The organism is Burkholderia sp. AU28863 (assembly GCF_002223195.1).
Lineage (GTDB): Bacteria > Pseudomonadota > Gammaproteobacteria > Burkholderiales > Burkholderiaceae > Burkholderia > Burkholderia sola.
The window spans coordinates 370,299-396,591 of record NZ_NKFE01000004.1; the positions used below are offsets into that span (position 1 = coordinate 370,299).

24 protein-coding genes are annotated in these 26,293 nt (G+C 69.7%); 17 read left to right on the forward strand and 7 right to left on the reverse strand.

The annotated features are described in order from the left end of the window. Positions 1–22 precede the first annotated feature (22 nt). On the reverse strand, positions 23–1,258 hold the full coding sequence (gene queG, locus CFB81_RS13255) for a tRNA epoxyqueuosine(34) reductase QueG (protein WP_069621265.1): 1,236 nt from the start codon (positions 1,256–1,258) through the stop codon (positions 23–25). Between the two features lie 17 nt (positions 1,259–1,275). On the opposite strand from queG, the gene tsaE reads away from it, so the two are divergent. Beyond that, on the forward strand, positions 1,276–1,827 hold the full coding sequence (gene tsaE / locus CFB81_RS13260; RefSeq protein ID WP_069621264.1) for a tRNA (adenosine(37)-N6)-threonylcarbamoyltransferase complex ATPase subunit type 1 TsaE: 552 nt from the start codon (positions 1,276–1,278) through the stop codon (positions 1,825–1,827). Next, positions 1,809–3,335 (forward strand): N-acetylmuramoyl-L-alanine amidase, encoded by a 1,527-nt coding sequence (locus CFB81_RS13265; protein ID WP_089435528.1) that lies wholly within the window; start codon positions 1,809–1,811, stop codon positions 3,333–3,335. Before tsaE ends, CFB81_RS13265 begins: the two co-directional genes overlap by 19 nt. Before the next feature lie 45 nt (positions 3,336–3,380). On the opposite strand, the gene CFB81_RS13270 is transcribed toward CFB81_RS13265, so the two are convergent. After that, on the reverse strand, positions 3,381–4,259 hold the full coding sequence (locus CFB81_RS13270; RefSeq protein ID WP_175977498.1) for an EamA family transporter: 879 nt from the start codon (positions 4,257–4,259) through the stop codon (positions 3,381–3,383). A gap of 266 nt (positions 4,260–4,525) precedes the next feature. On the opposite strand from CFB81_RS13270, the gene CFB81_RS13280 reads away from it, so the two are divergent. Together CFB81_RS13280 and trxA are read left to right on the forward strand one after the other, a co-directional pair. Beyond that, positions 4,526–5,407: a pirin family protein gene (locus tag CFB81_RS13280; RefSeq protein ID WP_089435530.1), complete on the forward strand. Its 882-nt coding sequence runs from the start codon at positions 4,526–4,528 to the stop codon at positions 5,405–5,407. Positions 5,408–5,459: 52 nt separating this feature from the next. Then, complete coding sequence (gene trxA / locus CFB81_RS13285) at positions 5,460–6,308, forward strand: thioredoxin (RefSeq protein WP_089435531.1); 849 nt, start codon at positions 5,460–5,462, stop codon at positions 6,306–6,308. 143 nt (positions 6,309–6,451) lie between these two features. Here trxA and tcdA read toward each other — a convergent pair whose 3' ends face one another. Then, complete coding sequence (tcdA, locus tag CFB81_RS13290) at positions 6,452–7,309, reverse strand: tRNA cyclic N6-threonylcarbamoyladenosine(37) synthase TcdA (RefSeq protein WP_089435532.1); 858 nt, start codon at positions 7,307–7,309, stop codon at positions 6,452–6,454. Between the two features lie 128 nt (positions 7,310–7,437). On the opposite strand from tcdA, the gene pdxH reads away from it, so the two are divergent. The 3 genes from pdxH to CFB81_RS13305 all read left to right on the forward strand — a co-directional run bounded on the left by pdxH (position 7,438) and on the right by CFB81_RS13305 (position 10,750). Beyond that, entirely contained in the window at positions 7,438–8,082 is a 645-nt protein-coding gene (pdxH, locus tag CFB81_RS13295; RefSeq protein ID WP_089435533.1) for a pyridoxamine 5'-phosphate oxidase, read from the forward strand. Between the two features lie 122 nt (positions 8,083–8,204). After that, entirely contained in the window at positions 8,205–9,425 is a 1,221-nt protein-coding gene (locus CFB81_RS13300; protein ID WP_069616894.1) for a cyclopropane-fatty-acyl-phospholipid synthase family protein, read from the forward strand. Between the two features lie 23 nt (positions 9,426–9,448). After that, the gene (locus CFB81_RS13305; protein WP_089435534.1) at positions 9,449–10,750 is read left to right on the forward strand and encodes a DUF72 domain-containing protein; all 1,302 of its coding nucleotides are present in this window, start codon (positions 9,449–9,451) and stop codon (positions 10,748–10,750) included. Between the two features lie 22 nt (positions 10,751–10,772). Here the strand turns inward: CFB81_RS13305 and msrA are convergent, their stop codons facing one another. After that, positions 10,773–11,333 carry a peptide-methionine (S)-S-oxide reductase MsrA gene (msrA, locus tag CFB81_RS13310; protein WP_050017027.1) on the reverse strand — a complete coding sequence of 187 codons (561 nt, stop codon included), beginning with the start codon at positions 11,331–11,333 and terminating at the stop codon, positions 10,773–10,775. Positions 11,334–11,924: 591 nt separating this feature from the next. Between msrA and CFB81_RS13315 the strand changes: the two genes are divergently transcribed. The 3 genes from CFB81_RS13315 (at position 11,925) to CFB81_RS13325 (ending at position 14,780) form a co-directional block, all read left to right on the forward strand. Then, complete coding sequence (locus CFB81_RS13315; protein WP_089435535.1) at positions 11,925–13,331, forward strand: selenium-binding protein SBP56-related protein; 1,407 nt, start codon at positions 11,925–11,927, stop codon at positions 13,329–13,331. Beyond that, positions 13,328–13,993, forward strand: coding sequence for a hypothetical protein (locus CFB81_RS13320; protein WP_089435536.1), 666 nt, complete (start codon positions 13,328–13,330; stop codon positions 13,991–13,993). Before CFB81_RS13315 ends, CFB81_RS13320 begins: the two co-directional genes overlap by 4 nt. 277 nt (positions 13,994–14,270) lie before the next feature. Then, complete coding sequence (locus CFB81_RS13325; protein WP_011353017.1) at positions 14,271–14,780, forward strand: flavin reductase family protein; 510 nt, start codon at positions 14,271–14,273, stop codon at positions 14,778–14,780. Here CFB81_RS13325 and CFB81_RS13330 read toward each other — a convergent pair. Beyond that, positions 14,767–15,267 (reverse strand): Lrp/AsnC family transcriptional regulator, encoded by a 501-nt coding sequence (locus CFB81_RS13330; protein WP_006477992.1) that lies wholly within the window; start codon positions 15,265–15,267, stop codon positions 14,767–14,769. The two genes, CFB81_RS13325 and CFB81_RS13330, sit on opposite strands and share 14 nt — an antisense overlap. A gap of 129 nt (positions 15,268–15,396) precedes the next feature. Between CFB81_RS13330 and kynB the strand changes: the two genes are divergently transcribed. From kynB to CFB81_RS13360, 6 genes are all read left to right on the forward strand, one after another. Continuing rightward, entirely contained in the window at positions 15,397–16,038 is a 642-nt protein-coding gene (gene kynB, locus CFB81_RS13335) for an arylformamidase (protein ID WP_089435537.1), read from the forward strand. A gap of 28 nt (positions 16,039–16,066) precedes the next feature. Further along, positions 16,067–17,320, forward strand: coding sequence for a kynureninase (gene kynU, locus CFB81_RS13340; RefSeq protein WP_373452648.1), 1,254 nt, complete (start codon positions 16,067–16,069; stop codon positions 17,318–17,320). 90 nt (positions 17,321–17,410) lie between these two features. Continuing rightward, positions 17,411–18,346, forward strand: a complete 936-nt coding sequence (kynA, locus tag CFB81_RS13345; protein ID WP_089435538.1) for a tryptophan 2,3-dioxygenase — start codon at positions 17,411–17,413, stop codon at positions 18,344–18,346. A gap of 407 nt (positions 18,347–18,753) precedes the next feature. After that, on the forward strand, positions 18,754–20,148 hold the full coding sequence (dalD, locus tag CFB81_RS13350; protein ID WP_089435539.1) for a D-arabinitol 4-dehydrogenase: 1,395 nt from the start codon (positions 18,754–18,756) through the stop codon (positions 20,146–20,148). Between the two features lie 105 nt (positions 20,149–20,253). After that, complete coding sequence (gene xylB / locus CFB81_RS13355; RefSeq protein ID WP_089435540.1) at positions 20,254–21,735, forward strand: xylulokinase; 1,482 nt, start codon at positions 20,254–20,256, stop codon at positions 21,733–21,735. A gap of 64 nt (positions 21,736–21,799) precedes the next feature. Beyond that, a complete protein-coding gene (locus CFB81_RS13360; protein WP_089435541.1) occupies positions 21,800–22,813 on the forward strand; it encodes a sugar-binding transcriptional regulator in 1,014 nt (337 codons plus the stop codon). Positions 22,814–22,835: 22 nt separating this feature from the next. Here the strand turns inward: CFB81_RS13360 and CFB81_RS13365 are convergent, their stop codons facing one another. Both CFB81_RS13365 and CFB81_RS13370 read right to left on the reverse strand, forming a co-directional pair. Next, positions 22,836–24,080, reverse strand: coding sequence for an MFS transporter (locus CFB81_RS13365; RefSeq protein ID WP_179235957.1), 1,245 nt, complete (start codon positions 24,078–24,080; stop codon positions 22,836–22,838). Continuing rightward, on the reverse strand, positions 24,077–25,273 hold the full coding sequence (locus CFB81_RS13370) for a serine hydrolase (protein ID WP_089435542.1): 1,197 nt from the start codon (positions 25,271–25,273) through the stop codon (positions 24,077–24,079). The genes CFB81_RS13365 and CFB81_RS13370 overlap by 4 nt, the downstream gene beginning before the upstream one ends. Positions 25,274–25,386: 113 nt before the next feature. On the opposite strand from CFB81_RS13370, the gene CFB81_RS13375 reads away from it, so the two are divergent. Then, positions 25,387–26,271, forward strand: coding sequence for a LysR family transcriptional regulator (locus CFB81_RS13375; RefSeq protein WP_089435543.1), 885 nt, complete (start codon positions 25,387–25,389; stop codon positions 26,269–26,271). The last annotated feature ends 22 nt before the right edge of the window (positions 26,272–26,293 follow it).

Here is a 26,293-nt window from a genome sequence, read left to right on the forward strand (position 1 = left end):
CCGACGACACTTTACGCCGCCTTCACGCCGCTCGCAGCGCCCATTCGACATGCTCGCGCACGACCGGCGACGGATCGTCGGCGCGGGCGCGCAGCGCGGCCACGATCGCGTCGCGCGCCGACGGCGCGAGCCGGTCCGCGCCGGCGCGCAACGCATTGCCGAGCCCGACCGCGAGATTGCGCAGCCAGCTTTCATAGCCGATGCGCCGGATCGCGCTGCCCTGCATCCGCGTATCGAACGTCTCGCCGTCCCACGCGAACAGCTCGACGAGCGTCGCGCGATCGAGGCCGTGCCGCACGTCGAAATCGGCGACGGGCGCGGCCTGCGCGAACTTGTTCCACGGGCACACGAGCTGGCAGTCGTCGCAGCCGTACACGCGATTGCCGATCATCGGCCGCAGCGGCTCGGGGATGCTGCCTTTCAGTTCGATCGTCAGGTACGAGATACAGCGGCGCGCGTCGACGCGGTACGGCTCGACGATCGCGCCGGTCGGGCACGCGTCGATGCAGCGCGTGCAGCTGCCGCAGTGCGCGCCGGGCGTTTCGGGTGCGCTGTCGGGCGACGTGTGCGCATCGGTCGGCAGCGGCAGGTCGACGTAAATCTCGCCGAGAAAGAACAGCGAGCCGGCATCGCGCTGCAGCAGCAGCGTGTGCTTGCCGCGCCAGCCGACCCCGGCCTTCTGCGCGAGTTCGACTTCGAGCACGGGCGCCGAATCGGTGAACACGCGGTAGCCGAACCCGCCGATCTCGTGCTCGATGCGCTCCGCGAGCGTCTGCAGCCGGTTGCGCAGCACCTTGTGATAGTCGCGGCCGCGTGCATAGATCGACACGACGGCCGCCCGCGGATCGTCGAGCCGCGCCCGTTCGCGCGCGCGCCAGTCGTGCGGCGCGAGCGCGCCGGGCTCGCCGCCGGGCGCGTCGGCCGCGAGCGTTTGGGCCGGCAGGTAGGCGAGCCGCACGGAAATCACGCGTCGCGTACCGGCCACAAGTTCGGCCGGCCGCGCGCGTTTCATCCCATGTTTGGCCATATAATCCATTTCGCCGTGGTATCCGGCTTCCAGCCAGGCGGCGAGGCCCGCTTCGGCATCCGAGAGATCGGTGTCGCTGATGCCGATCGCCCCGAAACCCAATTCGCGCCCCCACGCCCTGATGCGAGCGGCGAGCGCAGTCAACGCCGCATCGTCGAGCGCGCACGGCGCCGCGCCTTCGGCACGAGTCGAAGGCCGGTCGGATGCGGTGCGTTCCGGTAGTCGGTTCATCGCACTATTTTACGAGAATGCCAGCCACGCCCAGCCAACCGCCTCAAGCCATGTTGCCCGCCCCGCTCGCGGAGCGCGTGATCGCGCTCGCCGACGAAGCGGCAACCGAGGCCTTCGGCACCCGCTTCGCGCACGCGCTCGACGCGGCGCGCATCGAGCTCGCCCGCGCCCATGCGTTCGACGGGCTGCAGATCCAGCTGGTCGGCGATCTCGGCGCGGGCAAGACGACCCTCGTGCGCGCGATCCTGCGCGGCCTCGGCCACCCGGGCCGCGTGCGCAGCCCGACCTATACGCTCGTCGAGCCGTACGCGCTCGAGCGCAGCGACGGGGAACTCGAGGTCTATCACTTCGATCTGTATCGATTCAACGATCCGGCCGAATGGTCCGATGCAGGCTTTCGCGAATATTTCAATTCCAGCGCGATCTGCCTCGTCGAATGGCCGCAACAGGCGGGCGCGCTGCTCGGCGTGCCCGATCTGGTTTTCTCGCTCGACGTGGATGGCGACGGCCGTGCCCTCACCGTCCGGGCGTACAGCGCTTCAGGAAAGGCATGTCTCGAAAGATGTTGATCAAACCGTTCCGCTCGATCGAATCGGCGGCCACCGCGACGCACAACTGGCGGCGCCGTCAGATCCTGCGCGCGGGAGCGTCGACGCTGGTGCTCGGTCTCGTCGCGCCGCGGCTCGCGCATGCGTCGTCGGTGCTCGGCGTGCGCGTGTGGCCCGCACGCGATTACACGCGCGTCACGATCGAATCCGACCAGCCGCTGCAGAATAGCCAACAGCTGCTGCAGGGGCCCGACCGTCTGGTCGTCGACCTGAGCGGCCTCGACCTCGACCAGGCGCTGCGCGACCTCGTATCGAAGATCGCGCCGAACGATCCGCAGATCCAGTCGGTGCGCGTCGGCCAGTATCAGCCGCACGTCGTGCGGATGGTGTTCGACCTGAAGGGCTCGGTGAAGCCGCAGGTGTTCACGCTGCCGCCCGTCGGCACCTACAAGTACCGGCTCGTGTTCGACCTGTATCCGGCCGTCGCGCCCGATCCGCTGTCCGACCTGATCGCGCAGACGGAACGCAAGGAACAGGCGCTCAACGACACCGCGCGCGCGCAGCAGATGCAGCCGCCGTCCACGCTGGCCGGCCCGGGCACCCCGCCGCCCGGCGCGGGCGACAACAGCGACGCGTTCTTCCAGCGTTTCGCGCAGAACACGCCGGCCGCGCCGCATACGCCGCCGGCCGCCGGCACGCCGTCGACGCCCGCGAAGCCGGCCGTCAAGCCGCCGCCCGTCATCGCGCGCCGCGACGACAACGACGACGACGGCGACACCTACAAGTTCACCGCGCCGAAATCAGGCAAGGGCGGCACCGTACGCCTGCTGACCGTCGCGATCGATCCGGGCCACGGCGGCGAGGATCCGGGCGCGATCGGCGGCGGCGGCACGTACGAGAAGCACATCGCGCTCGACATCGCGAAGAAGCTGCGCGCGAAGATCGACGCCGCGCCGAACATGCGCGCGATGATGACGCGCGACGCCGACTTCTTCGTGCCGCTGAACGTGCGCGTGCAGAAAGCGCGCCGCGTCGGCGCGGATCTGTTCGTGTCGATCCACGCGGATGCGTTCACGACGCCGTCCGCACGCGGCTCGTCGGTGTTCGCGCTGTCCGACCACGGCGCGACGAGCGCCGCGGCGCGCTGGATGGCGAACAAGGAGAATTCGTCGGACCTGATCGGCGGCATCAACATCAAGACGGCGGACGCGGCGGTGAACCGCGCGCTGTTCGACATGTCGACGACCGCGCAGATCCGCGACTCGCTGCGCTACGGCAACTACGTGCTGAAGGAAGTGGGCGGCATCAACAAGCTGCACAAGGGCTCGGTCGAGCAGGCCGGGTTCGCGGTGCTGAAGGCGCCCGACATTCCGTCGATCCTCGTCGAGACCGCGTTCATCAGCAACCCGGACGAAGAGCGCCGCCTCAACGACGACGGCTATCGCGACGAGATGGCCGACGCGATCTTCCGCGGCATCAAGCGTTATTTCGCCGCGAATCCGCCGCTCGCGAAGAGCCGGATGGCCTGAGCGCCATCACTTCCCTGCCGCCGGCACGCAGCGCGTGCCGGCGCGTCACGACGCCGCAAAGCGGCTCAGCAATTTCCCGCCGAACACGTTCACCGCGAGCCCGCCCATCACGAGCGCGGCGCCGATCAGCTGCGATTGCGTCAGATGCTCGTCGAGCAGCAGCGCCGACGACGCGAGCCCGACGATCGGCACCAGCAGCGAGAATTGCGCGACCTGCGCGGCCGGGTAGCGCGACAGCAGGCGGCTCCACAGCCCGTAGCCGAGCAGCGTCGCGACGAACGCGAGATAGACGACCGCGAAGATCGACGCGCCGTCGAGCCCGGCGAGCGCGGTCGCGATCCGCCGCGGCCCTTCGAACCACAGCGACAGCAGGAAGAACGGCACGGGCGGCACGAGGCTCGCCCACACGACGAGCGACACGAGGTTCGCCTTCCCGACCTTCTTCGTGACGATATTGCCGACGGCCCACATCGCGGCCGAGCAGATCGTCAGCAGGAAGCCCGCGAGCGTCATCGCGCGGCCGCCCTGCGCGGCGATCACGACGAGCCCGCCCGCGGCGATCGCGAGCCCGACCAGGTTCTGCACGCGCAGCCGCTCGCCGAGGAACAGCATCGCGAACACCAGCGTGAAGAACGCCTGCGACTGCAGCACGAGCGACGCGAGGCCGGCCGGCATCCCGACGTACATGCCGGTGAACAGGAACACGAACTGGCCGAGCTGGATCGTCGCGCCGTACAGCACCAGCAGCCGCCACGAAATCTGCGGCCGCCGCACGAAGAACACTGCCGGCACGGCCGCGAGCGTGAAGCGCAGCGCGCCGAGCAGCATCGGCGGCATGCCGTGCAGGCCGACCTTGATCACGACGAAGTTCACGCCCCACGCCAGGATCACGACCAGCGCGAGCAGCAAGTCCTTCGGGGCCATCATCGGCGTCTCCTCGATCGTCGAATTGTCATTGTGAAGCCGGTCAGTCTACCGGCTTTCGCCGCCGCGGCCGATATCCGCGCGGCGCGCATGGAATCGGCGACGCGCGCGGCGGCTGGCGCCACGCCGCGGATGCCGCACGGCGCGTGCCTGCCGCGGCCGCGTCGCGCCGCGCGCATTTCGCGTTTCCCGCGTTCACCGTCACGCGGGCCGTCGCGCCGCCAGTACAATGACCGGCAACCCAGCCGTTCCCCACGAGGCCCGCCATGACCGACTCGATCAAAGCCCTGCTGAAGCCGCACGTGCGCGACATCGGCAACCTGCAGGTGCGCCGCACGCTGCCCGCGCTCGCCGCACGCCTCGTCGGCCCGTTCATCTTCTTCGATCACATGGGGCCCGCCGCGCTGCCGGCCGGCACGGGGCTCGACGTGCGCCCGCATCCGCACATCGGGCTCGCGACGGTCACCTACCTGTTCGACGGCGCGATCCTGCACCGCGACAGCCTTGGCTCGCTGCAGGAAATCGTGCCGGGCGACGTGAACTGGATGACGGCCGGCCGCGGGATCGTCCACTCCGAACGTACGCCCGACGCGCAGCGTGCGAGCGGCCACACCGTACACGGCATCCAGACCTGGGTCGCGCTGCCGAAAACGCACGAGACGACCGAGCCGTCGTTCGAGCATCACCCGGCCGACACGCTGCCCAAGCGCGATGAAAACGGCGTCGCGCTGACGGTGATCGCCGGCGACGCATTCGGGCTGCATTCGCCCGTGACGACGTTCTCGCGCACGCTGTACGTCGCGGCCGAATTCGCGGCCGGCGGCCGGCTCGAACTCGATGCGTCGCACGAGGAGCGCGCGGTCTACGTGGTCGACGGCGAGCTCGCGATCGACGGCACGCCGGTGCCGGCCGAACGGATGGCCGTGCTCGCGCCGGGCGCGCCGGTCACGCTGACGAGCGGCAGCGGCGCGCGCGCGATGCTGCTCGGCGGCGACCGGATCGACGGCGAACGCTTCATCGAATGGAATTTCGTCGCGAGCAGCCGGGACGCGATCGAGCGCGCGAAAGCGGCATGGACGCGCCAGGAAATGGGCAAGGTGCCCGGCGAGACCGAGTGGATTCCGCTGCCCGAATCGAAGCCGCGTTGAAAAAGCGGCGCGCCGCCCCCATCCTGACGATATTCGAACGGAAGAGAACGACATGGACACCACGCTTGCCACATTCGAGAGAGACGTCATCGAGGCGTCGCTGGACACGCCCGTGCTGGTCGACTTCTGGGCGCCGTGGTGCGGCCCCTGCAAGACGCTCGGCCCGCTGCTGGAAAAGCTCGAAGCCGATTACGCCGGCCGCTGGAAGCTCGTGAAGGTCAACGTCGACGAGAACCAGGAACTCGCCGCGCACTTCCAGACGCGCAGCATCCCGCACGTGATCGCGTTCGCCGACGGGCGGCCGGTCGACCAGTTCGTCGGCGTGCTGCCCGAAGGGCAGTTGCGCGCGTTCCTCGACCGGCTGCTGCCGGCGGCCGAGGAAGCCGAGCGCCGCGCCGCGCAGTACGCGATGGCCGAACAGCGCTTCGACGATGCGCGCACGCACCTCGAAGCGGCGCTCGCGCTGAACCCCGGCTACGATGACGCGCGCCTCGACCTGATCGAGCTGCTGCTCGCGCGCAACGAGGTCGACGCCGCGCGCGCGGAAACCGAGCGCCTGTCGCCGCAAACCGTGCAGAACGGCGACCCGCGCTACCAGGCGATCAAGACCCGTTTCGACGCGCTCGACGCCACGGCCGACCTGCCGCCGACCGACGCGCTCGAAGCGCGCATCGCGGCGAACCCGGCCGATCTCGACGCGCGCTTCGACCTCGCGCAGAGCCTGATCGCGCGGCGCGCGTACGAAGGGGCGCTGGAACAGCTGCTGGAAATCGTGACGCGCGATCGCGCATACGGCGACGACCTCGGCCGCCGCACGATGATCTCGGTGTTCGAACTGGCCGGCGATCGCCCGGACCTCGTCGCCGCGTGGCGACGCAAGCTGAGCATGGCGCTCAACTGATGCATGAGAGGCCGGGCCACGACGGGCCGAGCCACGAGAGGCGGGGCCGCAACGGCCCGGCCAACTCGCTTTAACTTGCCGACTCGCGCGTGGCGCACCGGCCGCGCCGCAACATTCTCATTCGCGACCCGCGCGCCGCGCGCTCAGCCGGCCGCCTGTGCCGCGATCGCCCGCAGCGCATGCGCGGCAGCCGCGAAGCCGAAGCTCGCGGTCACGCACACGCTCGAACCGAAGCCCGCACAGTTGAGCCCCGCGACGTGCGCGGCCGCGGACGGCTCCGCGCCGTCCTCGATGTCGCAGGCCGCCGCTTCCGGATAGATCAACGGCTCGTCCGAATACACGGCGCTGACCTTGAAGCGCGCCTTCGGCCCGCGCGGAAAACCGTGCTGCTTGCGCAACTGCGCGCGCACCTTCGACAGGAGCGGATCCTGGATCGTCAGCGCGAGATCGTCGATGCGGATGCGCGTCGGGTCGAGCTGCCCGCCCGCGCCGCCGACGACGATCAACGGCTGCCGTTTCGCGACGCACCATGCGATCAGCGCGACCTTCGTGCGCACGCTGTCGATCGCATCGATCACGTAGTCGAAGCCGCCGCCGAGCAGCGCGTCGAAGTTGTCGGGCTCGACGAAATCCTCGATCCGGTTCACGCGGCATGCGGGATCGATCAGCGCGATCCGCTCGGCCATCGCGTCGACCTTCGGCTTGCCGTAATTCCCGTCGAGCGCATGGACCTGCCGGTTCGTGTTGCTTTCCGCGACGTTGTCGAGATCGATCAGCGTCAGCGTGCCAACCGCGTTGCGCGCGAGCGCCTCGGCCGCCCACGACCCGACGCCGCCGATCCCGATCACGGCGACGTGCGCCCGCTCGAACGCGGCCGCCGCCGGCGCGCCGTACAGGCGCGCGACGCCGCCGAAACGCCGGGCGCGATCCACGTCAAGCTGGATTTCCGGGGTCGGGGTAAGATCGGATGAACGGGGCGGGGCAGCGTCGGCGGAGGACATGGCAGCAAGGAAAACGTAAGTCGTGCAGCCCTCTATTTTGCCTGAACTCCCCGCTCCCCCGCCCCACTGTGCACGCACGATTCTCGCGCGTTCGCTATACTGGCCCCAGATTGAAGCGTTTGCATAACATGACGACTCTCGCCGATCTCCGCATCAACTATTCGCGTGCTTCGCTCGACGAAGCCGATGCCGCCCCCGACCCGTTCGCCCAGTTCGATCGCTGGTTCAAGGAGGCGCTCGCCGCCAAGCTGCCCGAGCCGAACACGATGACGCTCGCGACCGTCGGCGCCGACGGCCGGCCGTCGGCCCGAATCGTGCTCATCAAGGGCGTCGACGAGCGCGGGTTCGTCTTCTTCACCAATTACGAAAGCCGCAAGGGTCACGATCTCGCCGTGCATCCGCAAGCCGCGCTGCTGTTCTACTGGATCGAGCTCGAGCGCCAGGTGCGCATCGAGGGCCGGATCGAGAAAACCAGCGCGGAAGAAAGCGACCGCTATTTCGCGTCGCGCCCGCTCGGCTCGCGCATCGGCGCATGGGCGTCGGACCAGAGCACCGTGATCGACAGCCGCGCGACGCTCGAAGCGCGCGAACAGGCCGTCAGCGAACGCTACGGCGACAACCCGCCGCGCCCGCCGCACTGGGGCGGCTACCGCCTCGTGCCCGACGCGATCGAATTCTGGCAGGGGCGCCCGTCGCGGCTGCACGACCGCCTGCTCTATACGCGCGACGCCACGGCGGCGCCGGGCTGGACGATCTCGCGCCTGTCGCCGTAAGCGCGGCGCCGGCGTGCGCCGGTCGTGTCTCGTTGTTGCATCCGGGTGCCTGCGCCGCAAGCGGTGGGCGCCGGTCAAGATACTTGGCTGTATTCGATTCAACGAACAAACGGAGAATCCAAATGTTCTGGGAAAAGAAGCTGGCACAGTGGGCGGATGAAGTACGGGCAAAGGCGAACATACCGGCGCGACTGGTGCTGTGGAACGGCGATCAACTCGATTTCGGCACCTTCAGCGCACCGCAGGTCACGCTGAAGGTAAACAGCGCATCGGCGTTGCCGCTGCTGCTCGAACCGAGCCTCGACAATCTCGGCGAGGCGTACGTGAAGGGCAAGATCGACATCGAAGGCAAGCTATCGGACATCATCAACATCGGCTACTCGCTCGCGCGCAGCACCGTGACGAGCGCGAGCAAGCTGGCACGCGTGAAGCGCTACTTCAATCACACGAAGAGCACCGACAAGAAGGCGATCCAGTACCACTACGACGTGTCGAACGAGTTCTACCGGCTGTGGCTCGACGAGAACATGGTGTACTCGTGCGCGTACTTCGAGAATGGCGACGAGGATCTCGCCACCGCGCAGATCAAGAAGATCGACCACATCCTGACGAAGATCCAGCTGCAGCCCGGCCAGCGCCTGCTCGACATCGGCTGCGGCTGGGGCGCGCTCGTGCTGCGCGCCGCGCAGAAGTTCGGCGCGACGTGCCTCGGCGTGACGCTGTCGCAGAACCAGTTCGACCTCGCGACCGCGCGCGTGAAGGCGGCAGGCCTCGAAGACAAGATCGAGATTCGTCTGCAGGATTACCGCGAGATCGAAGGTCAGTTCGATAGGATCACGAGCGTCGGGATGTTCGAACACGTCGGCCGCAAGAACCTGCCGCTCTACTTCTCGCGCGTGCGTGAGCTGCTCGCCGACGACGGCATCGCGATGAATCACGGGATCACGTCGACCGACGCGGAAAGCGGCGAAACCGCGCTCGGCGGTGGCGAATTCATCGATCGCTACGTGTTCCCGGACGGCGAGCTGCCGCACATCAGCCTCGCGCTCGAAGCAGCGCAGCGCGGCGGACTCGAGGCGGTTGACGTCGAAAGCCTGCGCCGGCACTATGCGCGCACGCTCGATATCTGGACGGAAAACTTCGAAGCGAAAGCCGAGGAAGCGAGAAAGCTCGTCGACGACGAAAAATTCCGCATCTGGCGCGTCTATCTCGCCGGTTGCGCGTATGCATTCGAGCACGACGACGTGTCGATCTTCCAGATCGTGTGTCGCAAGGCCGGACGCAGCGCGAAAACGCTGCCGTGGTCGCGGCGCTACATGTACGAACACGCGCTGCCGCGCTAGGCGGCGCCTCACGCAGGGCATGCATGGGTGACGGCAGGACGCGGCGCAAGGCGCCGCCGCAACGACAGCCGCGCGACGACGCCAACGAGTCGCACGCCGACGGGCAATTCGACCTGTTCGGCGTGCCGACGGATGCCGCACGCGCGTCGCCGGCCCATGACGATCGCCCCGCCAGCCCCGATGAACCCGTGACGCCGCACGCGCAGGAAAACGCGCGACCGACGCGGCCCGCCCGCACGACTTCCCGCCCCGCCGCCGATGACGACGAGCCCGCCCCGTCATCGGGCCTGCTGTGGGACGAACCGTCCCCGCCCGCTGCCGCGCCGAAGAAAGGCCGCCGCAAGCGCGGCGTACTGCCCGCGCCGATCTCGGCGGACGTGGCCGACGCCGCGGCAGGCCTCCCGCCGAACGTGCGGCTCGGCACGTCGTCGTGGTATTTCCCCGGCTGGAACGGCATCGTCTACGACGGCGATTTCGCGCAGACCAAGCTGTCACGCGAAGGGCTCGAAGCGTACGGCGCGCATCCGCTGCTGAAGAGCGTGAGCCTCGACCGGTCGTTCTACGGGCCGCTGTCGGTGGCCGATTACCTGCGCTACGCGCAGCAGGTGCCCGACGATTTCCGTTTCGTCGTGAAGGCGCCGGCCGCGGTGACCGACGCGGTGATCCGCGGCCGACGCGGCGAGCCGTCCGGGCCGAACCCGACCTTCCTCGATGCTCGGCTCGCGACCCGCGAATTCGTCCAGCCATGTCTCGACGGGCTCGGCCGGAAAGCCGGCGTGCTCGTGTTCCAGTTCTCGCCGCTGCCCGACCAGCTGCTCGCGGCGCCGGCCGCGCTGATCGACCGGCTCGCCGCGTTCTTCGCGGCGCTGCCGCCGCTGCCGCCGGACGCCGACGGCACGCGCTACGCGATCGAGATCCGCGACGCGAGCCTGCTCACGCCCCGCTTCATCCGCGCGCTGGCCGCGCTCGGCGTGCGCTACTGCGTCGGCCTGCACGCGCGGATGCCCGATCCGCTGCGCCAGGCCGCCGCGCTCGCACTGCTCGACGGCGACGCGCCGGGCCCGCTGTTCGTGCGCTGGAGCCTGCACGGCGGCTTCAAGTACGAGCAGGCGAAGGCGAAATACGAGCCGTTCGACAAGCTCGTCGACGAGGATCCGGCCACACGCTCGGCGCTCGCCGAACTGGCCGCGCGCTATGCGCTGGCCGGGCAGCCGGTGATCATCACGATCAACAACAAGGCGGAAGGCTCCGCGCCGCTGTCGTGCATCGCGCTCGCACGCGAAATCGCCGCCGCGTGCGCGCAGTGGCGCAACGAGGCGGCGTGACGCCGGCTTCCGCCGGCGTCGTTCAGGCGCCGCGCAGCGACTTCAGCCGGTGCGAGAACTTCTGCCGGAATTTCGCGAGCTTCGGCCCGATCACGACCGAGCAATAGCCCTGCCCCGGGTTCCGCGCGTAATAGTTCTGATGGTAGTCCTCGGCCGGCCAGTAGTTGCCGTCGAGCGGCACGACCTGCGTGACGATCGGCTGCCCGAACACCTGTTCGCGCTCGAGCTCGCGGATCACGTCGAGCGCCGTGTCGCGCTGCGCATCCGAATGCGTGAACACGACCGACCGGTACTGCGTGCCGACGTCGTTGCCCTGCCGGTTCAGCGTGGTCGGATCGTGCGTCGCGAAGAAGATCTCGAGGATCTCGCGATAGCCGATGCGCGCCGGATCGAACGTCACGTTGACGACCTCCGCGTGGCCCGTGTCGCCTTCGCAGATGTCGCGATAGCCAGGGTTGCGCGTATGGCCGCCCGCGTAACCCGACTGGACGGCCGTCACGCCGTCGACGTCGAGAAACACGGCCTCCGTGCACCAGAAACATCCGCCTCCGAGCGTCGCGGTTTCAAGCATCTCGTTCCCCATGAAATCAGTCCCTCGTTGATGACGGCAGCGGCACGCCCGTGCCGGCTGCCACCGTTCCATCCCGCCGCCGCGCGCCCGTGATACGGGACACCGTGGCGCTCCGGCAAGTATCTCACTCGCGCGCGAACCTGGCAGATTACGCAGGCGCCGCGCCCGACTCACCTACACGATTCTCGTCTACACTTAGGCACGCGCTAGCGCGGCGGCAAACCCGCCGTCACGCGCGCAGCGTTCGATGCATGCCCGACCCTGATGCAAACATCATCTGCCGGAACATCGCTATGCATGCCTTAACAGAATTCACCCGCGTCACCCGGCCGGCCGCTGCCGCGCCGCAGGGCGCCGCTTCGACTGCTTCATCACGTTGCAGACCGTCCGCCCCGCCCCCGGCGCGACGATCCCGCCTGTCGCCGTTACCTGCTTTCCCCGCTTTCACGATCTGATGCACGGCGCCGCGCGTGGCACCGACACGTGCGTCCGTGCGTCGATCGCACCCGCCGGCACGATGCACGCCGCGCGGCCATCCCGACCCGCACGCCCGCAACGAACGGCCGTGCGTTCACAATCCGAACCCATCGAGGAGGCATCACCATGAGCATGCGGCCCGACCCGACGTTTCACGCTTCGCCCGAGCTTGCGATGCAGGCGCCGGCGGAGGAGTTTGCCTATACGTTGTTGCTGAGTCCCGATTTCTCCAGACCCGACGCGCTCGCCGTGATCGACGTGAAGCCCGGTTCGTCGACGTACGGCAAGATCGTGCATACGGTGACGATGCCGAACACCGGCGACGAGTTTCACCACTTCGGCTGGAATGCCTGTTCGTCGTCGCTGTCACCGCTCACCGGCCATGCGTTCCTCGAGCGCCGCTTCCTGATCATCCCCGGCCTGCGCTCGTCGCGCATCTACGTGATCGACACGAAGCCGCATCCGACGCAGGCGCGCATCCACAAGATCATCGAACCCGACGAGATCTTCGCGAAGACCGGCTATTCGCGGCCGCACACCGTGCATTGCGGGCCGGAGGGCATCTACGTGAGCACGCTCGGCGGGGCCGGCAAGGACGGCACCGACGGCGCGCCCGGCATCTTCATCATGGATTGCGAGACCTTCGACGTGCTCGGCCGCTGGGAGATCGACCGCGGCCCGCAGGACAAGCATTACGACTTCTGGTGGAACCTGCCGCGCGACTACATGGTGTCGAGCGAATGGGCGCTGCCGCCGCAATTCGAGAACGGGATCGTCCCCGAGGACCTGCTCGCGAACAAGTACGGGCACCGGCTGCATTTCTGGGATCTGCGCGCGCGGCGCAACGTGCAGACGATCGATCTCGGCGCACAGCACCAGATGGCGCTCGAGGTGCGGCCCGCGCACGACCCGGTGCGCGAATACGGGTTCGTCGGCGTCGTCGTCGACACGACCAATCTCGAAGGCTCGATCTGGACCTGGTGGCGCGAAGACGGCAAGTTCCATGTGAAGAAGACCGCGACGATCCCGGCCGAGCCGGCCGCGGCCGACGAGTTGCCGCCGCTGCTGCAAGGATTCGGCGCGGTACCGCCGCTCGTGACCGACATCGACCTGTCGCTCGACGACCGCTTCCTGTACGTGTCGTGCTGGGGCACCGGCGAGATGCGCCAGTACGACGTGTCGGACCCGCACAACCCGGTGCTCGCCGGGTCGGTGCGCATCGGCGGCATCGCGCGCCGTGCGCCGCACTCGAACGGCCGCACGTTCGCGGGCGGCCCGCAGATGGTCGAGATCAGCCGCGACGGCCGGCGCGTGTACTGGACCAACTCGCTCTATTCGACGTGGGACGACCAGTTCTATCCGGACGGCGTGCCGGCCGCGCAGGTGCTCGCGCATGCGGGGCCGGACGGCGGGCTGACGCTCGCCGACGACTACTGGGTCGAATTCCCCGACGGCTATCGCGCGCACCAGATCCGGCTCGAGGGCGGCGACTGCTCGACCGACTCGTTCTGCTATCCGTCGGTCAAGCGTTGAGCGCCGGCCTTCACGCGCCGTTCGCGCTGTGGGCGGCCGTGCTCGCGAGCGGCGTCTATCACGGGCTCAACCCGGCGATGGGCTGGCCGCTCGCGGTATCGAACGCGCTGATGACGCGCCGCGGCCGCGCGCTCGTCGCGGCGCTCGGCTATCTCGCGCTCGGTCATGCGCTGGCCGTCTTCGCGGTGATGCTGCCGTTCGGGCTGCTCGCGGCGCTGCTCGCGTGGCAGTCGGCGATCCGGATCGGCGCGAGCGCGCTGGTGATCGGCTTCGGCGCGGTGCTGCTGATCCGGCGCCGGCATCCGCGGGCGCTCGCGCGGATTCCGCCGGCGCGGCTCGGCCTGTGGTCGTTCGCGGTCGCGCTCGCGCACGGCGCGGGGCTGATGCTCGTGCCGATCTACCTCGGCCTGTGCGGACTCGACCGGGATGCCGGCCACCGCGCGGCGGCCACGCTCGTCGATGCGCATCTGGGGATGGCGCTTGTCGTCGCGGCCGTGCATGCGGCCGCGATGATCGCCGCCGGCGGCGGGCTCGCGTGGCTCGTGTACCGCTATCTCGGGCTGAAGTTCGTGTCGCGGAGCTGGTTCAATCTCGATGCGGTGTGGGCGTCGAGCCTGATCGTCACCGGGGCGCTGTCGCTCGGGCTGGCGGCGGCGCGATAGCGCGGGCAGCGCTGCCGGCCGGGCAGCACGGTGTCGGCCTGAACGGCCGCACCGTTAAAAACGCGACGGAACGGCGATGCCGGCCGCGCGCCGCAGTGTTCGCTACGTCACCCTGACGTCGCGATGCGCCGCCCGACCGGGCCCGGCGGCCGCGATTCCGCTAAAATCGGGCCATGCGCACCCGTTCCCACTCGACCGCCTTGTCGTCCTTCGTCCGCCGCGCCCGTCACACCCGTGTCGTGTCGCGCCCGCCCGTCCCGTTCCGGATGGCTGCCCGATGAGCCACGCCAATCCGCCGGATTTCGACGCGGCCGCCTTCCGGCAGGCGCTCGGCCAGTTCGCGACGGGCGTGACGGTGATCACGACGCGCGCGCCGTCCGGCCAGTTGATCGGCATCACCGCCAGCTCGTTCAATTCGGTTTCGCTCGATCCGCCGCTCGTGCTGTGGAGCCTCGCGCACAAATCGGCGTCGACGCCCGTGTTCCGCGGCAACAGCCATTACGTGGTGAACGTGCTCGCGGCATCGCAGCTCGACCTGTGCAAGCGCTTTTCGACCTACAAGGGCGATCGCTTCGAAGGGATCGCGCATGCGGCCGGCAACTCCGGGATGCCCGTGCTCGACGGCGCGCTCGCATGGTTCGAATGCCACAACCGCAGCCGCTACGACGAAGGCGACCACGTGATCTTCGTCGGCGAAGTGGAGCGCTGCGGCGTGCGCGCGGTATCGGACACGGCGCCGCCGCTCGTGTTCCACGGCGGCGGCTTCCACGGCCTCACACCGCTTTGATCGCCCCCGTGCGCGCCAGCCCGACCGGCGCGCCCGCTTCGTCCTTCAGCGTCTGCAGCACGATGTTCGAACGGATGTCCATCACGCCCGGCGCCTTGTACAGGCGGTTCAGCACGAAATCCGAATAGTGCTTGAGGTTGTGCGCGAGCACGCGCAGCAGATAGTGGCTCTCGCCCGTCACGACGAACGCGCCGACCACCTCCGGCCATTCGCGCAGCGCTTCCGCGAAGCGCTCGTGCCATTGATTCTCTTCGTTGCGCATCGACACCTGCACGAACGCCTCGAGCTCGAAGCCGAGCTTCTCGCGGCTCAGGCACGCGCGATAGTGCTCGATCACGCCCTGCTCCTCGAGCAGGCGCATGCGGCGCAGGCAGGCGGATGGCGAAAGCGAGATGCGTTCGGCCAGGTCGAGATTGCTGATTCTGCCCTCCTCCTGCAATACCGCCAGAATCCGGCAGTCGGTGGCGTCGAGCGTGATCGCGTGCATTTTTGGTCCCCGTTTTCCCTCTGAGTCGAATTATCTGCCAATCCGGCGGATTGTCCATGTTTATTTCGCAAGCACTTTCTGCGAGCGTCCACCTATCATTCGAAGCATCGATTCACGCTTCGTCATGCCATGGACATACTCTGGGACATCTCGCCGCCGGTCAGCCCCGCCACGCCCGTGTGGCCGGGCGATACGCCGGTTTCCGTCGAACGCGTGTGGCGGATGGAGGCCGGTTCGCCGGTCAACGTCGCGCGCGTGACGCTGTCGCCGCACACGGGCGCGCACTGCGACGCGCCGCTGCACTACGACGCCGACGGCGCGCCGATCGGCGCGGTGCCGCTCGACACCTATCTCGGCCCGTGCCGCGTGATCCATTGCATCGGCGCATCGCCCGTCGTGCGGCCCGCCGATGTGGAAGCCGCGCTCGATGGCGTGCCGCCGCGCGTGCTGTTGCGCACTTATGCGTGCGCCGCGGTCGAGCAATGGGACAGCAATTTCTGCGCGGTCGCGCCCGACACCGTCGACCTGCTCGCCGCGCACGGCGTGAAGCTGATCGGCATCGATACGCCGTCGCTCGACCCGCAGGAATCGAAGACGATGGATGCGCATCACCGCGTGCGCGCGCACCGGATGGCGATCCTCGAAGGCATCGTGCTCGACGACGTGCCGCCCGGCGATTACGAACTGATCGCGCTGCCGCTGAAATTCGCGACGCTCGACGCAAGCCCCGTGCGCGCGGTGCTGCGTGCGCTGCCCGCATGCGCCGCCTGATTACCCCGACCCACGACCTTACATCATGATGATCAAGACCCGTGAAGATGCGCTCGCGCTCGACCGCGACGACCCGCTGGCCGCGCTGCGCGACCAGTTCTCGCTGCCCGACGGCGTGATCTACCTCGACGGCAACTCGCTCGGCGCGCAGCCGCGCGCATCGGCCGCCCGCGCGCAGCAGGTGATCGGCGCCGAATGGGGCGAAGGGCTGATCCGCAGCTGGAACACGGCCGGCTGGTTCGCGCTGCCGCGCCGCCTCGGCGACAAGCTCGCGACGCTGATCGGCGGCGCGCCCGGCGAAACCGTCGTGACCGACACCATCTCGATCAACCTGTTCAAGCTGCTGTCCGCGATGCTGCGCCACCAGGCCGAGCGCGCGCCCGAGCGCCGCGTGATCGTGTCGGAACGCTCGAACTTCCCGACCGACCTGTACATCGCGCAGGGGCTGATCGAGCAACTCGGCGGCGGCTACGAACTCCGCCTGATCGACGATCCGGCCGACCTGCCCGGCGCGCTCGGCGCGGATACGGCCGTCGCGATGATCACGCACGTGAACTACCGCACCGGCTACATGCACGACATGCCGGCCGTCACGCAGCTCGTGCACGACGCGGGCGCGCTGATGCTGTGGGATCTCGCGCACTCGGCCGGCGCGGTGCCGGTCGACCTGAACGGCGCGCGTGCGGACGGCGCGGTCGGCTGCACGTACAAGTACCTGAACGGCGGCCCCGGCTCGCCCGCGTTCGTGTGGGTGCCGCAGCGCCATCTCGCGCACTTCTCGCAGCCGCTGTCGGGCTGGTGGGGCCACCGCGCGCCGTTCGCGATGCAGCCGGGCTTCGCGCCCGACCCGGGCATCGCGCGCTTCCTGTGCGGCACGCAGCCGATCGTGTCGATGTCGATGGTCGAATGCGGGCTCGACGTGTTCCTGCAGACCGACATGCAGGCGATCCGCCGCAAGTCGCTCGCGCTGACCGACGCGTTCATCGCGCTCGTCGAGGAACGCTGCGCGGGCCTGTCGCTGAAGCTCGTCACGCCGCGCGCGCATCACCAGCGCGGCTCGCAGGCGAGCTTCGAGCATCCGCACGGCTACGAAGTGATGCAGGCGCTGATCGCGCGCGGCGTGATCGGCGACTACCGCGAGCCGTACGTGCTGCGCTTCGGCTTCACGCCGCTCTATACGCGCTTCGCCGACGTCTGGGATGCGGTCGAGACGCTGCGCGACATCCTCGCCACCGACGCGTGGAAGGCGCCCGAGTTCGCCGAACGCGGCGCGGTGACCTGAGCGGTTTTGCGTGGCGCGCCGCGGCTGCATGCGCGGCGCGCGCCACGCGTTCGTCATTCAAATCTGGAGAGAGTCGTGAATTCTGGTCATATGCAGCCGCCCGGCGGCGACGCGCCGGCAGGCTGCCCGTTCTCGGGCGCACGCGCCGCCCAACCGGCGCAAGCCGCGCACGAGGCCCCGCACGTGCCGGGCGAGGCCGACACGCAAGCCGGCTGGCACAACGCGCAACTCGATTTCTCGAAGTCGATGAGCTACGGCGACTACCTGTCGCTGAATTCGATCCTCGATGCACAGCATCCGCTGTCGCCCGATCACAACGAGATGCTGTTCATCATCCAGCATCAGACGAGCGAGCTGTGGATGAAGCTCGCGCTGTTCGAGCTGCGCGGTGCGCTCGATGCGGTGCGCACCGACGCGCTGCCGCCCGCGTTCAAGATGCTCGCGCGCGTGTCGCGCATCCTCGAGCAACTGGTGCAGGCGTGGAACGTGCTGTCGACGATGACGCCGTCCGAGTATTCGGCGATGCGGCCGTATCTCGGCCAGTCGTCGGGCTTCCAGTCGTACCAGTATCGGCAGCTCGAATTCCTGCTCGGCAACAAGAACGCGCAGATGCTGCAGCCGCATGCGCACCGGGCCGACATCCTCGAACAGGTGCGCGCGACGCTCGAGGCGCCGTCGTTCTACGACGAGGTCGTGCGCCTGCTCGCGCGGCGCGGGTTCCCGATCGCGCTCGAGCGGCTCGAGCGCGACTGGACGCAGCCGATGCGGCACGACGAGACGGTCGAGGCCGCGTGGCTCGAGGTCTATCGTCATCCGCAGCAGCACTGGGAGCTGTACGAGATGGCCGAGGAACTCGTCGATCTCGAGGATGCGTTCCGTCAGTGGCGCTTCCGTCACGTGACGACGGTCGAACGCATCATCGGCTTCAAGCAGGGCACGGGCGGCACGAGCGGCGCGCCGTACCTGCGCAAGATGCTCGACGTCGTGCTGTTCCCCGAGCTCTGGCACGTGCGCACCACGCTGTAACGCCCGTCATGCGCCCGCGCGTCACGACGACGGGCGGGCGAGTTCCTCCCCTTCGCGCGGCGGTACACGTTCGGACACGGATCCGCCACCGACGAGATCTCCGCGCCCTATCCTTGCGGCGCCGCACCATCCGCTGCGCACATACCGCCTGCCGGCGCCGCTATGGCCTTCTACCGCGCCCGCCAGCACAGTGCTCGACGAACTCGTCGCCCCTCACGCGCGAAGGACGCTGACACCTTTTGCCGCCGGCGCCGCCGCGCCCGCCCTGCCCCGCACGCCGCCGCAGCGCACCATCGAAATGCCGTGTCCGCGCCTTGACTTTCGTTCGGCCGAATACGATCATTCGCTCACACAAAGAGCAAAAGATCGAATTCGACAGGATAGACAGGCAGGAACAGGAGACACGGATGAGCGAATCGCCCTCCGCCCACGCGCCCGTGCTGCTGCACATCGGCGCAGGCTCGTTTCACCGCGCGCACCAGGCGTGGTATCTGCATCGCGTGAACGCGGCCGTGCCGGCCGACGAACGCTGGTCGCTGACCGTCGGCAACATCCGCGACGACATGCGCGCGACGATGGACGCGCTCGCCGCGCAGCATGGCGCGTACACGCTCGAAACCGTCACGCCGCAAGGCGAACGCGCCTACGAGTCGATCCGTGCGATCACGCGCGTGCTGCCGTGGTCGATCGACCTCGCGGCGCTGATCGACGCGGGCGCCGATCCGGCCTGCCGGATCGTGTCGTTCACCGTCACCGAAGGCGGCTACTACCTCGACGAACACAACCGGCTCGACGTCGCGAACGCAGACCTCGCCGCCGACCTGCAGGGCGCGCGCACGACGCTGTACGGCGCGCTCGCGGCGCTGCTCGCCGAACGCGTGAAACGCGGCGCCGGCCCGCTCACGCTGCAAAGCTGCGACAACCTGCGCAACAACGGCGCACGCTTTCGCTCGGGAATGCGCGAATTCCTCGAACGACGCGGCGAAGGCGGCCTGCTCGCGTGGTTCGATGCGCACGTCGCGATGCCGAGCGCGATGGTCGACCGCATCACGCCGCGCCCGACCGCCGACGTGCGCGAACGCGTGCGGGCGGCCACCGGCATCGACGACGCGTGCCCGGTAATGGGCGAATCGTTCATCCAGTGGGTGATCGAGGACCGCTTCGCGGCCGGACGGCCGCGCTGGGAATTGGCCGGCGCGGAACTCGTCGACGACGTGCATCCGTACGAGGAAGCGAAGATCCGCATCCTCAACGCGACGCACAGCTGCATCGCGTGGGCCGGCACGCTCGCGGGCTGCACCTACATCCACGAAGGCACGCACGACGCGGCGATCCGCCGCTTCGCGCACGACTACGTGACGCAGGACGTGATCCCGTGCCTGAGCCCGAGCCCGCTCGATCTCGCGCGCTACCGCGACGTCGTGCTGGAGCGCTTCGGCAACCCGTACGTGCTCGACACGAACCAGCGCGTCGCGGCCGACGGCTTCTCGAAGATCCCCGGCTTCATTGCGCCGACGCTCGTCGAATCGTTCGCGCGCGGCGCCGCGCCGGTCGCCACCGCCGTGCTGCCGGCGCTGTTCCTGCGCTTTCTCGAACGCTGGGCGCGCGGCACGCTGCCGTATGCGTATCAGGACGGCGTGATGGACGAAAGCAGCGCACGCGCGATCGTCGAAGCCGACGACCCGGTCGTCGCGCTGTGCGCCAGCCGCGCGCTGTGGGGCTCGCTCGCCGGCAACGCGGCACTGTTCGATGCGTTGCGCGCCGGGCTCGCGCGCGTCGATGCCTGGCTCGCCGCGCGTTGACGACGCGCGCGCCGACGCCCGGCCGCGCAGCCGGGCGAACCCGCTTGGCACAGGCCGTGCGGCACGGCTAAAGTAGCGGCTCCTCACCGACCGAACGGATCGCTCATGTATCTCGGCATCGACCTCGGCACCTCGGAAGTGAAGGTGCTGCTGCTGGCCCCGGACGGCACGGTGGTGGGCACCGCGGGCTCGCCGTTCACCGTGTCGCGCCCGCACCCGCGCTGGGCGGAACAGCATCCGGACGACTGGTGGCAAGGCACGCTCGCCGCGCTCGCGGCGCTGCGCGAACGGCATCCCCGGGCGTTCGCGCAGGTACGCGGTATCGGCCTGTCGGGCCAGATGCACGGCGCGGTGCTGCTCGGTCGCGACGATCGCGTGCTGCGACCCGCGATCCTGTGGAACGACATGCGCAGCGCCGACGAATGCGCGCTGCTCACCGAACGCGCGCCCGATCTCCACGCGCTGGCCGGCAACCTCGCGATGCCCGGCTTCACCGCGCCGAAGCTGCTATGGGTCGCGAAGCACGAACCCGACGTGTTCGCGGCCACCGCGTGCGTGCTGATGCCGAAGGACTACCTGCGGTTCCGGTTGACCGGCGCGAAAGTGTCCGATCCGTCCGACGCGGCCGGCACGCTGTGGCTCGACGTCGCGCGCCGCGACTGGTCCGATGCGCTGCTCGCCGCGTGCGGGATGACGCGCGAGCAGATGCCGCGCATCGTCGAGGGCAACGCGCCGTCCGGCACGCTGCGCGCGGACGTCGCGCGCGAACTGGGGCTGTCGGAGGCCGTGCCGGTCGCGGGCGGCGGCGGCGACAACGCGACGAGCGCGCTCGGCATCGGCGCGATCCACGCGGGCGACGGCTTCGTGTCGCTCGGCACGTCGGGCGTGCTGAGCGTGGTCGGCGACCGCTTCATGCCGAATCCCGCGTCGGCCGTGCATGCGTTCTGCCATGCGATTCCCGATCGCTGGCAACTGATGAGCGTCGTGCTGTCGGCCGCGAGCTGCCTGCGCTGGGTCTGCAAGCTGACCGGCACCGACGAGCCCGCGCTGCTCGCCGAAGTCGAGGTGCTCGACCCCGACGCGCTCGCGGCGGCCCCGCTGTTCCTGCCCTATCTGTCCGGCGAACGCACGCCGCACAACGATCCGTACGCGCAAGGCGCGTTCTTCGGGATGACGCACGCGACCGAGCGCGCGCACCTCGGCTACGCGGTGCTCGAAGGCGTGACGCTTGGCCTCGCCGACGGCCTCGACGCGCTGCACGCGGCCGGCGTCGAAACCGACCAGTTGTCGCTGATCGGCGGCGGCGCGCGCAGCGCGTTCTGGGCGCAACTGATCGCGGACGCGCTGAACGTGCGCACGCGCCAGATCGGCGGCGGCGAAACGGGCGCGGCGCTCGGCGCGGCACGGCTCGGCTGGCTCGCCGTCGGCGGCGATCCGCATACGGTGCTGACCAAGCCGCCGGTGCGCGCCGAATACACACCGGACGCCGCCCGCCATGCACGGCTGCGCGAACGCCTCGATGCGTTCCGCACGCTGTACCGTCACGTGCGGCCGCTGTACGAACCGTCGCGCGCACGGCTCGCGTAGGCGCGTCCCGTCGCGCGACCGGCCGCCGGCCGCGCGCGCGACATGCGTTACAGTGGATGCCGTCATGCGGCCCGCCGGCCGGCCCGCGGGCGGCCCCCCAGCTCCGAACCGAATCGCTATCGTGTCCAAGTCCTCAGAAAAACTCGATCTCGCCACGCGCGCCGCGTGGCTCTATTACGTCGCGGGCGACACGCAGAACGAAATCGCCGAGAAGCTGCAGGTGTCGCGCCCCGTCGCGCAGCGCCTCGTCGCGTTCGCGGTCGAGAAGAACCTGATCCGCGTGCGCGTCGACCACCGGCTCGCCGACTGTCTCGATCTCGGCGCGCAGCTGTCGAAACGCTACGGCCTCGCGATGTGCGAAGTCGTCCCCGTCGACGCCGATGCGCCCGACGCGATCGACCGCAAGCTCGCGGTCGCCGGCGCGCAGGTGATGGAGCGCTACCTGAACGAAACGCGGCCGATGGTGATCGCGGTCAGCAGCGGCCGGACGCTGAAGGCCGCGGTCGCGCAGATCGCGCAGATCGACCGCCCGCAGCACCGGCTCGTGTCGATGGTCGGCGCGATCGCGGCCGACGGTTCGTCGAACCGCTACGACGTCGCGCAGTACATCTCCGAGAAAACCGGCAGCAAGCATTTCCTGCTGCCCGCGCCGCTGTTCGCCGACAGCGACGCCGAGCGCGCGCAGTGGTGCAACCACCGGCTGTACCGGATCGTCGAGGCGCTGTCGGGCGAGGCCGACGTCGCGTTCGTCGGGATCGGCAACATCGGCCCGCACTGTCCGCTCTACGAAGACGGCTTCATCACCGAACAGGAGCGCGACGAGATGACCGCGCTCGGCGCGGTGGCCGAACTGCTCGGCGTGCCGATCGACGCGCAGGGTACGCAGATCACCGTGTCGACGAGCGCGCGCGTGACCAGCGTCGCGCTCGCCACGCCGCCGAAGCGGCCGACGATCGCATTCGCCGGCGGCCCGAAGAAACACGACGCGGTGATTGCCGCGCTGCGCGGCGGCTGGCTGTCGGGGCTCGTCACCGACGAAGCGTGCGCGCGCGCCGCGCTCGCCGCGAAGGCGGCCTGACGCCGCCGTCGCACACGCCGGCTCAAGTCCCGCGCGGCGCCGAAAACGCATGCCGGCGTGCGCGCCACGCGCCGACCCACGCCAGCGCCAGCAGCGCGACGAGCACCCACGGAATCGCGCCCGCGCCCGTCGCGCCGAGCAGCATCCCGCCCGCGATGCCGCCGCCGGCGATCGCGAGATTCCACACCGTCACGAGCATCGACTGCGCGACGTCGGCCGACTCCCCCGCCGCGTTCGCAGTGGCCGTCTGGAACAGCGTGGGCGCGCCGCCGAACGCGAGCCCCCACAGCACGACGCCCGCATAGACGATCGCGATTCCCGAACCGGCGCCGAGCATCGCCGCCGCCAGCGCGAACAGCGCAATGCTCGCGAGCGTCAGGCGTCGCTGCGCGGCGCCGATCCATGCCCCCGTCAGCGCGATGCCGACGAGCGACGCGACGCCGAACACGAACAGCACCACGTCGACCTGCGCGCCCATCCGCACGCCCGCAAGGAACGGCGCGACGTACGTGTACAGCATGTTGTGCGCGAGCACGTACGCGAACATCACCGTCAGCACCGGCCGTACGCCGGGCAGCATCATCACGCCCAGCACCGGCTCGCGCGCGCCGGCCTGCTGGCCCGGGTGGTCGGGCACGCGCAGGCGAATCCAGCCGATCAGCGCCAGCGCCGCGACCGTGATCCCCGCGAACGCGACGCGCCAGCCGAACGTCGCGCCGAGCGCGGTGCCGGCCGGAATGCCGATCGACATCGCCGCCGGTATGCCGAGCATCGCGACCGCGATCGCCCGACCGCGCAGCGACGGGTCGACGAGCCGGCTCGCGTAGCCCGCCAGCAGTGCCCACAGCAGCCCGGCCGACATCCCGGCGACGAAGCGCGCGGCCAGCGTGAGCGCGTAGTACGGCGACGCGGCCGTCAGCGCATTCGACACGACGAAGCCGGCCAGCGCCGCGAGCAGCAGCCGGCGCCGCCGCATCGCGCGGGTCGCGGCGACGAGCGGAATCGCCGCGACGATCGAGCCGAGCGCATAGACGGTCACCAGTTGGCCGATCAGCGCCTCGGTCACGCGCAGGTCCGCGCTCATCAGCGGCAGCAGGCCGGCCGGCAGGGCTTCGGTGAGCACCGTGATGAAGCCGGCGGTGGCAAGCGCGAGCAGGTTCGCGACGGGCAGGCGCGCACGGCCCGGTGCAGATGAACCCGCGGCAGGTCCGGCCCGGTCGGCCGCGGACGCGGAAACGGACGGGGAAGCGGATACGCACTCGCTCATGCCGCGCTCCGGTCGTCGACGCCATACACCGCATCGCGCACGTCGGTGACGATGCGCCCGTGCATCCCTTCGTACAACGTATTGGTCAGCGCGACGACCGTCAGCCCGGCCGCACGGTCGACGAACCACGCATGCCCGTATGCGCCGCCCCAGCGCCAGGTGCCGACCGACTCCGGCGACTGCGCGGCTGCCGGATCGTGCAGCACCGAAAAGCCGAGCCCGAAACCGAATCCCGGCGCATCCGGCAAGTCGCGCGCGCCCGGCTGCACCCGCGCCATCTCGTCGATCCAGCGCGGTGCGAGCCAGCCGTCGCGGCCCGTGCGCAGCGTATCGAGCAGCGTCAGGCAATCGTGTGCGGTGCCGACCATGCCCGCGCCGCCCGACGGCCACGCGGTCGCATCGAACGCGCGCGCCGGCTCGAAGCGGATGCCGACCGTGCCGTCGAACACCGGCACGAGATCGTCGTCGGCCATCCGGCGCGGCGCGCCCGGCGTGCTCACGTAGGGTGTCGCGACGCGCGCGGCGTCGTGCGCGACGAATCCGGTATCGGCCATCCCGAGCGGCGTCGTGACGAGCGCGGCCACGGCCTGTGCGAGCGGGCGGCCGTCGACCGCTTCGATCAGCGCGCCCACCACGTCGGTCGCGAGCGAGTAGCCCCACGACGTGCCGGGCGCGAACTGCAGCGGCACGCCGGCGATGCGCCGCACGTTCTCGGCGAGCGACAGGCTCGCGCGGTCCATCCCGTCGGATACGCGTGCACGCGCATACGGGCCGTCGCCGTCCGCCTCGAAGAAGCGATAGCCGAGGCCGGCCGTATGCGACAGCAGATGCCGCAACGTGATGTTCGCCGGCGTGCCGTCCGCGAGCGTCGGCGCGAATGCGGGGAGCCAGCGAGCGACCGGCTCGTCGAGCCCGATGCGACCTGCCGCGACCAGCCGCATTGCAGCGGCCGTCACGATCGGCTTCGATACCGACGCGAGCCGGAACAGCGCGTCCTCGCGCATCGGCGTGCCGGCTTCGCGATCGGCCAGCCCGGCCGCGCGCGCGTAGCGCAATTCGCCGTCGCGGGCGACCAGCACGACCGCGCCGACCACGCGCGCGTCGGCCAGCGCGCGATCGAGCACGGCGTCGAGCCGCGCGCGCAGCGCGGCGTCCGGTTCGACGCGGTGGGCGGTGACAGGCAGGGATGACATGGCGTGACCTCGAACGATGAAGGAACGTCCATCGTAGGGAGCCGGCGCGGGAAGAAAAACCGGGGTAGAGTTCCGGACACTCCGGACGTCGGTGTCCGCAATCGGGAACCTGCATGGAAAATCTTGGCGGTTTCGTCGTATTCGTCCAGGTCGCGGAAACGCGCAGTTTCGTCGCGGCCGGCCGCGCGCTCGGGCTGTCGGCGTCGGCGATCGGCAAGCGCATCGCGCGCCTGGAGGCGCGCCTGAACGTGCGGCTGTTTCACCGCAGCACGCGCAGCATCACGCTGACGGCCGAAGGCGCGCGCTTTCTCGAACGGTGCCGGCGCGTGATCGCGGAGATCGACGCGGCCGAGCAGGAACTGATGCACAGCGTCGAAGCGCCGCGCGGGCGGCTGCGCGTGAGCCTGCCGACGATCGGTACGCTGCTGCTGCCGGTGCTCGCCGATTTCATGGCCGCGTATCCGGAAATCGAACTCGACATCGATTTCAGCGACCGGCTCGTCGATGTCGTCGACGAAGGGTTCGACGCGGTACTGCGCACCGGCCGGCCGACGGACTCTCGGCTGTCGTCGCGGCTGCTCGGCCATTTCCGCCAGCACCTCGTCGCGTCGCCCGGCTACCTCGAGCGGCACGGTGCGCCGCGCACGCCGGCCGATCTCGCGCAGCACCGCTGCCTGCACTACCGCTTCCCGAGCAGCGGCAGGCTCGAGACCTGGCCGTTGCGCGCGCCGCGCGCCGGCACGCCGCCGGAGGTGCCCGTGTCGATGGTCAGCAACAACGCGGAAACACGGCTGTGCTTCGCGCGACGCGGGCTCGGCATCGCGTGCCTGCCCGAATTCTTCGTCCACGACGCGCTGGCCGACGGCACGCTGCGCACCGTGCTCGACGAACACGTCGAGAGCCGCACGCCGTTCTACGTGCTGTGGCCGTCGGGCCGGCACCCGACGCCGAAGCTGCGCGCGTTCGTCGACTACATGGCCGAGCGCCTGCGCCTCTGAGCCGCGCAGGCGCACGTGCCGT

Coding starts and splice junctions, on each gene's coding strand:
- queG (WP_069621265.1), bottom strand. CDS start 1,258: ATGAACCGACTACCGGAACGCACCGCATCCGACCGGCCTTCGACTCGT.
- tsaE (WP_069621264.1), top strand. CDS start 1,276: ATGCCAGCCACGCCCAGCCAACCGCCTCAAGCCATGTTGCCCGCCCCG.
- CFB81_RS13265 (WP_089435528.1), top strand. CDS start 1,809: ATGTCTCGAAAGATGTTGATCAAACCGTTCCGCTCGATCGAATCGGCG.
- CFB81_RS13270 (WP_175977498.1), bottom strand. CDS start 4,259: ATGGCCCCGAAGGACTTGCTGCTCGCGCTGGTCGTGATCCTGGCGTGG.
- CFB81_RS13280 (WP_089435530.1), top strand. CDS start 4,526: ATGACCGACTCGATCAAAGCCCTGCTGAAGCCGCACGTGCGCGACATC.
- trxA (WP_089435531.1), top strand. CDS start 5,460: ATGGACACCACGCTTGCCACATTCGAGAGAGACGTCATCGAGGCGTCG.
- tcdA (WP_089435532.1), bottom strand. CDS start 7,309: ATGTCCTCCGCCGACGCTGCCCCGCCCCGTTCATCCGATCTTACCCCG.
- pdxH (WP_089435533.1), top strand. CDS start 7,438: ATGACGACTCTCGCCGATCTCCGCATCAACTATTCGCGTGCTTCGCTC.
- CFB81_RS13300 (WP_069616894.1), top strand. CDS start 8,205: ATGTTCTGGGAAAAGAAGCTGGCACAGTGGGCGGATGAAGTACGGGCA.
- CFB81_RS13305 (WP_089435534.1), top strand. CDS start 9,449: ATGGGTGACGGCAGGACGCGGCGCAAGGCGCCGCCGCAACGACAGCCG.
- msrA (WP_050017027.1), bottom strand. CDS start 11,333: ATGGGGAACGAGATGCTTGAAACCGCGACGCTCGGAGGCGGATGTTTC.
- CFB81_RS13315 (WP_089435535.1), top strand. CDS start 11,925: ATGAGCATGCGGCCCGACCCGACGTTTCACGCTTCGCCCGAGCTTGCG.
- CFB81_RS13325 (WP_011353017.1), top strand. CDS start 14,271: ATGAGCCACGCCAATCCGCCGGATTTCGACGCGGCCGCCTTCCGGCAG.
- CFB81_RS13330 (WP_006477992.1), bottom strand. CDS start 15,267: ATGCACGCGATCACGCTCGACGCCACCGACTGCCGGATTCTGGCGGTA.
- kynB (WP_089435537.1), top strand. CDS start 15,397: ATGGACATACTCTGGGACATCTCGCCGCCGGTCAGCCCCGCCACGCCC.
- kynU (WP_373452648.1), top strand. CDS start 16,067: ATGATCAAGACCCGTGAAGATGCGCTCGCGCTCGACCGCGACGACCCG.
- kynA (WP_089435538.1), top strand. CDS start 17,411: ATGCAGCCGCCCGGCGGCGACGCGCCGGCAGGCTGCCCGTTCTCGGGC.
- dalD (WP_089435539.1), top strand. CDS start 18,754: ATGAGCGAATCGCCCTCCGCCCACGCGCCCGTGCTGCTGCACATCGGC.
- xylB (WP_089435540.1), top strand. CDS start 20,254: ATGTATCTCGGCATCGACCTCGGCACCTCGGAAGTGAAGGTGCTGCTG.
- CFB81_RS13360 (WP_089435541.1), top strand. CDS start 21,800: ATGCGGCCCGCCGGCCGGCCCGCGGGCGGCCCCCCAGCTCCGAACCGA.
- CFB81_RS13365 (WP_179235957.1), bottom strand. CDS start 24,080: ATGAGCGAGTGCGTATCCGCTTCCCCGTCCGTTTCCGCGTCCGCGGCC.
- CFB81_RS13370 (WP_089435542.1), bottom strand. CDS start 25,273: ATGTCATCCCTGCCTGTCACCGCCCACCGCGTCGAACCGGACGCCGCG.
- CFB81_RS13375 (WP_089435543.1), top strand. CDS start 25,387: ATGGAAAATCTTGGCGGTTTCGTCGTATTCGTCCAGGTCGCGGAAACG.